The 6,311-nt window shown below is 55.8% G+C and carries 6 protein-coding genes; 5 read left to right on the top strand and 1 reads right to left on the bottom strand.

Translation table 11 applies throughout. The features are described 5' to 3' along the window. The first annotated feature begins 157 nt into the window (after window positions 1-157). From ispG to prmC, 5 genes are all read left to right on the top strand, one after another. Entirely contained in the window at window positions 158-1,282 is a 1,125-nt protein-coding gene (gene ispG / locus SMB34_RS17660) for a flavodoxin-dependent (E)-4-hydroxy-3-methylbut-2-enyl-diphosphate synthase (RefSeq protein WP_007091119.1), read from the top strand. Window positions 1,283-1,409: 127 nt separating this feature from the next. Beyond that, the gene (hisS, locus tag SMB34_RS17655; protein ID WP_037992080.1) at window positions 1,410-2,651 is read left to right on the top strand and encodes a histidine--tRNA ligase; all 1,242 of its coding nucleotides are present in this window, start codon (window positions 1,410-1,412) and stop codon (window positions 2,649-2,651) included. 7 nt (window positions 2,652-2,658) lie between these two features. Further along, a complete protein-coding gene (hemA, locus tag SMB34_RS17650; RefSeq protein WP_037992077.1) occupies window positions 2,659-4,008 on the top strand; it encodes a glutamyl-tRNA reductase in 1,350 nt (449 codons plus the stop codon). Then, window positions 4,005-5,087, top strand: a complete 1,083-nt coding sequence (gene prfA, locus SMB34_RS17645; protein ID WP_037992074.1) for a peptide chain release factor 1 — start codon at window positions 4,005-4,007, stop codon at window positions 5,085-5,087. The genes hemA and prfA overlap by 4 nt, the downstream gene beginning before the upstream one ends. 4 nt (window positions 5,088-5,091) lie before the next feature. Next, a complete protein-coding gene (gene prmC / locus SMB34_RS17640) occupies window positions 5,092-6,012 on the top strand; it encodes a peptide chain release factor N(5)-glutamine methyltransferase (RefSeq protein WP_037992072.1) in 921 nt (306 codons plus the stop codon). Window positions 6,013-6,117: 105 nt separating this feature from the next. Here prmC and SMB34_RS21410 read toward each other — a convergent pair. Continuing rightward, a partial coding sequence (locus SMB34_RS21410; RefSeq protein WP_205618066.1) for a hypothetical protein occupies window positions 6,118-6,311 on the bottom strand: 194 nt, incomplete at its 5' end.

Raw genomic sequence — 6,311 nt, 5'->3', positions numbered from 1 at the left:
ACGGGGTTTGTCAGCGGTCTGAAGCGGCCATATCAGGCCGCTTTTTTTATGACAGCTTTGCAAAATCTGACGGAAAAACCGTAAGGCAACGGTTTCTAATTGGCACTTGATAAGCTATATAGTCGGCCTAGAGACACAGATTTGCTTGGAACCGGAAATGAGCGTCCGCCCTTATCGAGATATTGAACGCCGCAAAAGCCGCAAGATCCGCGTTGGTAATGTGGAAGTTGGTGGAGACGCGCCGATTTCGGTGCAGTCGATGACCAATACCCTGACCACCGATGTTGCTGCGACCGTGGATCAGATCCTGCGCCTTGAAGAAGCAGGTGCCGATATTGTTCGTGTTTCCTGCCCGGATCGGGAGTCGACCGCGGCGCTTAAGGACATCATCAAGCAGGTGCATGTCCCGATCGTCGCCGATATACATTTCCATTACAAACGTGCCATCGAAGCCGCCGAAGCCGGTGCAGCGTGCCTGCGGATCAACCCGGGCAATATCGGATCGACCGATCGTGTACGTGAAGTCGTGAAGGCGGCAAAGGATCACGGCTGTTCGATGCGTATCGGGGTCAATGCCGGGTCGCTTGAAAAGGAATTGCTGGAACGTTATGGCGAGCCCTGCCCGGAGGCGATGGTCGAAAGTGCGTTGAACCACGCCAAAATCCTTGAAGATCAGGATTTCTACGAGTTCAAGATTTCGGTCAAGGCATCGGATGTATTCCTTGCGGTTGCCGCCTATTACGGTTTGGCCGAGGCATGCGATTATCCTTTGCATCTGGGGATTACCGAGGCTGGAGGCCTTCGCGGTGGTACTGTTAAATCGGCGATTGGCATGGGCAACCTTCTGTGGGCCGGTATCGGCGATACGTTGCGTGTGTCGCTTTCGGCAGACCCGGTCGAGGAAATCCACGTTGGTTATGACATTCTGAAATCTCTGGGCCTTCGGACCCGCGGTGTGCAGATCATTTCCTGCCCGTCCTGTGCACGTCAGGGCTTTAACGTTGTCGATACCGTGGCGGAGCTTGAAAAACGGCTGGCGCACATTTCGACGCCGATTTCGTTGTCGATCATTGGCTGTATCGTCAATGGCCCAGGCGAGGCGCGTGAAACCGATATCGGGCTTACCGGTGGCGGTGGTGGAAACCACAAGATGTATATTTCCGGTCGCCCGGATCACAATATCAGCACCGAAAAAATGGTCGACCATATCGTCGAACTGGTCGAAGAACGCGCCGCCAAGATCGAAGCCGAAGAAGCGGCAAAGCTGGCCGCGGCAGAATAGCGTAGCAGAATTGACGAATTTTGGCTTTCCGCCGTCCGGGTGGAAAGCTATTTTCATGTTCATATGAATTTGGGCCGATCATTTTGGCGCAAATATCTGGAATTCAAGTTAGATCGGAGACCCCAAAGTGGCATCGCTTCAACCCGTCCGTGGCACGCATGACCTTCTGCCTGAACAGAACCGTCTGCAGGATCATATCGCGCAGGTCGCGCGCGACATTGGCGAGTTGTATGGTTACCACCGCATGACTACGCCAATCTTTGAGTTTACAGAGGTCTTTGCCCGGACCCTTGGCGACACATCTGATGTGGTAACCAAGGAAATGTATACTTTTGAAGATCGCGGCGGCGAACAGATAACGCTACGCCCCGAAGGCACGGCCGGGATTGCACGTGCCTATATCTCGAATGGCATGCAGCAGATGTCGCCGGTCAAGGTTTCCTATTACGGTCCGATGTTTCGGTATGAACGCCCGCAGAAAGGCCGCCAGCGTCAGTTCCACCAGATCGGTGCGGAGCTTCTGGGCGTCGAGCAGGTCGCGGGCGATATCGAAATGATCGCCTATGGGGCGCATATCCTTAAAAGCCTTGGTCTTTGGGAAAGCATAACGCTTGAGCTCAATACCCTTGGCGATCCCGAAAGCCGGGCTGCGTATCGCGATGTTCTGGTCGATTATTTCAAGGGACATTTCGACAGGCTGTCGGAAGATAGCCGGGCGCGTCTTGAAAAGAACCCGCTGCGTATCCTTGATTCCAAGGATGAAGGCGACAGGGAACTTGTGGCCAACGCACCGCTATTTGCCGAATATCTGAATGAACACAGTCAGGAATTCTTCAAGTCGCTGACTGGTGGACTTGGTGATATCGGGATCGGGTATGAGTTGAACCCGCGTCTGGTGCGTGGTCTGGATTACTATTGTCATACCTGTTTCGAGTTCACGACCAACACCCTTGGTGCACAGGGCACCGTGATGGCCGGTGGCCGTTACGATGGCCTGATTTCGACCATGGGTGGCCCGCAGACGGCTGGCGTTGGCTGGGCTGCAGGTGTTGAACGTCTGGCATTGATGGTCGGTGAAGCCCCGGCAGCACCACGCCCGGTTGCGCTGATCCCGATGGGGGATGCTGCCGAGGCACGATGCCGCACGCTGGCGCAGACTTTGCGTGAGGCGGGGGTCGCGGTCGAGCTTGGCTATGCCGGTAACATGAAAAAGCGCATGAAGCGTGCGGACAAGGCCAATGCGCATCTTGCGGTTATTCTTGGCGATGACGAACTGGCCAAGGGGATTGCACAGTTGCGCGACCTTGACAGTGGCGAGCAGCAGGAAATCGCACTTGATCAGCTTGCAGGCGTAATCGGCAAAAGGTAAGTGCAGGGTGACAGACGCATTCGCGCGTGAAGAAGCCGGAGACTGGCCACTGGATCGTATGATGGTGATCGGGACCAATCATCGGCGCTCCAGCGAGGATACGCGCGACCGTCTGTTCATCGACGAAGCCCGCCTGCCGCAGTTCCTGTCGGCGATTTTGCAGGCCCGTTTGGGTCAGGCGATCGTGGTTTCGACCTGCAACCGCACTGAAATCCATTTGCTTGCGTCCGAAGCCGAACGCGGCCGGGAACGGTTGATCGATCTTTTGGCGCTTTGGGCGGATATTGATCGCGACAAGCTGGCAAGCGAGCTTTATATCCGTTCCGGGCGTGATGCGTTGCGCCATGTGTTTGCGGTTGCCGCGTCGCTAGACAGTCTGGTGATTGGCGAACCGGAAGTCTTCGGACAGGTCAAGGATGCCCACCGGATCGCACGGCAGCATCAGCTTGTCGGACGCGAACTGGAACTGGTTTATCAGACGGCCTATGCCATTTCCAAAAAGGTGCGCAGCCGGACGGGGATCGGGCAGGGGGCGGTTTCGATTGCCGCGGCGGCACAGTCTGTTGCGCGTGACCTGCATGGTGATATTGCCAACTGCACATTGCTTTTGGCCGGTGCCGGGGACATGGGCGAACTGATTGCCGCATCCCTTGCCGAACGCGGTATGGGTCGGGTTTTGGTGACCGATAGGCTCGCGGCACGGGCGCGTCTTGTGGCGCGCCGCCTTGATTGCCACTGGTCGGAACTTGATGATCTGGATCGCTTGTTGGCCGAGGCGGACATGGTTCTGACCGCGGGTGGATCGCGCCGCTATATTATTGACAAAACGCGCGCCCTTGCCGCAATCAAACGCAGACGATATCGGCCGGTTCTGATGATCGATACCGCCGTTCCCGGTGATATCGACCCGCAGGTTGACGAAATCGACGAAGTGTTCTTTTACCGGCTGGATGATCTTGAAAAAATTGCCGCCGAAGGACGCGGCGGTCGTGAAGAAAAGGCCGACGAAGCCTGGGCGCTGATCGAGGAAGAGGTTGAACATTTCGTCCGTGTCCGGGCCGAGCGTGCCGCGATCCCGGCGATGGCGGATTTAAGAACGCATTTCGAAACGGTGCGTGATGATGCGCTGCGCGAGAGCCACGGTGATGCTGAAAAGGCAACCCGGCTTTTGATCAATAGGTTGTTGCATGCACCGACCCAAGCGCTTAAAGACCTTGCGGCGACCACGGATGGTGCGGGAACGGTCGAATGGATGAAGGCGCAAAAGCTTTTGACGCGCTTGTTCGCGTTGCAGTCCGAACAGAATGGCACCAAAGCCGAACAGAATGATGAACCCCCGAAGGAGGAAAAAGAGTGAGTCTGGACCCCGGTAAACTTGATGGCGTTGTACGCCGGTTCGACGAGCTCAAATCCCTGCTGTCAGGTGGGGCGGTGGATGGTGACTCGTTTGCCAAACTGTCGCGCGAATATGCCGAGCTGTCCCCGATTGTCGAAGCGGTCGAAAAGGTCAAAAAGCTTCGCGTTGATCTGGAAGGTGCGCAGGAAATTCTTGACGATGCGGGTTCTGATCGCGATATGCGCGAAATGGCCGAAGCCGAGAAATATGAAATCCTCGACGCGCTGCCGAAGGCCGAGCATGACGTGAAGCTGATGCTTCTGCCCAAGGATGATGCGGACGAAAAGAACGCCATCCTTGAAATTCGCGCCGGTACCGGTGGCGAGGAAGCTGCCCTGTTTGCCGCCGATCTGTATCGCATGTATCAGCGTTACGCGGAAAACCGCGGCTGGAAGTTCGAGCAGATGGACGCCAATGAAAACGATCTTGGCGGATACAAGGAAGTCATCGTCAACGTATCGGGTTCGGGCGTGTTTGCGCGCCTGAAATTTGAAAGTGGCGTGCATCGGGTGCAGCGTGTGCCCGTGACCGAAGGTGGCGGGCGCATTCATACCTCGGCGGCAACCGTTGCCGTTCTGCCCGAAGCCGAGGAGGTCGACATCCATATCGATCCAAAAGATTTGCGTATCGATACCTATCGTTCGCAAGGGGCGGGTGGCCAGCACGTTAACACCACGGACAGTGCGGTGCGTATCACCCATATCCCGACCGGTGTGGTCGCCGCCAGCCAGGAAGCAAAGTCGCAGCACAAGAACAAGGAAAAGGCGATGAAGATGCTGCTTTCTCGCCTGTATGATCAGGAGCGTGAAAGCAAGGACAGCGCGCGCGCAGCCGACCGCAAATCGCAGGTCGGTTCCGGGGATCGTTCTGAACGCATCCGGACCTATAACTTCCCGCAGGGGCGTGTATCGGATCATCGTATCAACCTGACCCTTTATCGACTGGATGATTTCATTACGGGCGGAACGTCGGTTGATGAAATGATTGATGCCCTGATTGCGGAAGATCAGGCCCAGAAACTGGCCGAGATCGAGAATTGATCCCATGACGGCAGACCATGCCACCACGACCGACAACTCGGTAACCCTTGGCGCGCTGATGGCCGAGGCGGTTGGCGCATTGCGTGATGCTGGTATCGAAAATGCCCGAATGGATGCCCGTATTCTATTATCCGATGCAGCAGAAGTTGATGGTAGCCGGATTTCGGCATGGCCCGAGGATGTGGTTGCCAATGACCGTGCAGCAAAATTCCGGGACATGATCGCACGCCGTTTGAAGCGCGAACCGGTATCACGCATTTTGGGGCAACGGGGTTTCTGGCGTCACAGTTTCAAGCTGTCCCCCGAAACCCTTGATCCACGCCCCGATAGCGAGACGCTTGTCGAACTGGCTTTGGACTGGCTTGAAGACCGCGACGCGCCGACGGTTATTGATTTCGGAACCGGCACGGGATGCCTGTTGTTATCCATCGTCGGCGATCTGCAAAATGCCCGTGGGCTTGGCGTTGATATCAGTGCGGGGGCAGTTGCCTGCGCACGCGAAAATGCTGACCGCCTTGATCTTGGCGATCAGGTTGAGTTTCGTGTGTCGGACTGGGACAGTGCGATTACGGACGAGGAACGCCAGGAAGGTTTTGATCTGGTGGTGTCCAATCCGCCCTATATCACACGCGCAGATATGGAAATATTATCGCCCGAAGTGCGCGAATATGATCCGCGTCTGGCGCTGACCGATGAAGGTGACGGGCTTGGTGCGTATCGCATTCTGTCACAGGTTGCATTTTCACTCGTCAAACCGGCCGGATTCGTGATTTTTGAAATCGGGCAGGGACAGGAAGAAGACGTTGCCCGTCTTTTGGTCGAGGCCGGATTTGTCGGCGTGGAATATCGGGAGGATCTGGGGGGCATCGTGCGCTGCGTTGCAGCCAAAAAGACCCGCTGTTCTGTCGGGCGCTGTGTGATCTGACCGATCTGCCACGTCATTGCAAAAAAAATACGGGCATTGAAAAAAACAGTTGGAATAAGGCGTCAAGCCATATAGGTTGTTTTTACGGGCCGGGTGCCCGACGCGCTATGAAAGCGCCGTGTTCCCCTGTAAACAGTAATGAATCTCCGTTCCCTTTAAGGTTTTCGGCAGGTTTGTCGTAGTGCCGTTCAATCGGTGCTGTTTAGCGGGAAATATGTTTTTCAGACGGAGTGGTTCCGGGATTCCTTTATGAATCCGGATTTGTCCTTCAACACCAAAGACATGTTGATATGAGAAAT

The sequence above is a fragment of the Thalassospira permensis NBRC 106175 genome, from assembly GCF_000714555.1.
GTDB classification, from domain to species: Bacteria; Pseudomonadota; Alphaproteobacteria; order Rhodospirillales; family Thalassospiraceae; genus Thalassospira; species Thalassospira xiamenensis.
Note: the sequence above shows the minus strand (reverse complement) of the source record. Positions and strands in the feature narration are given on the sequence as shown.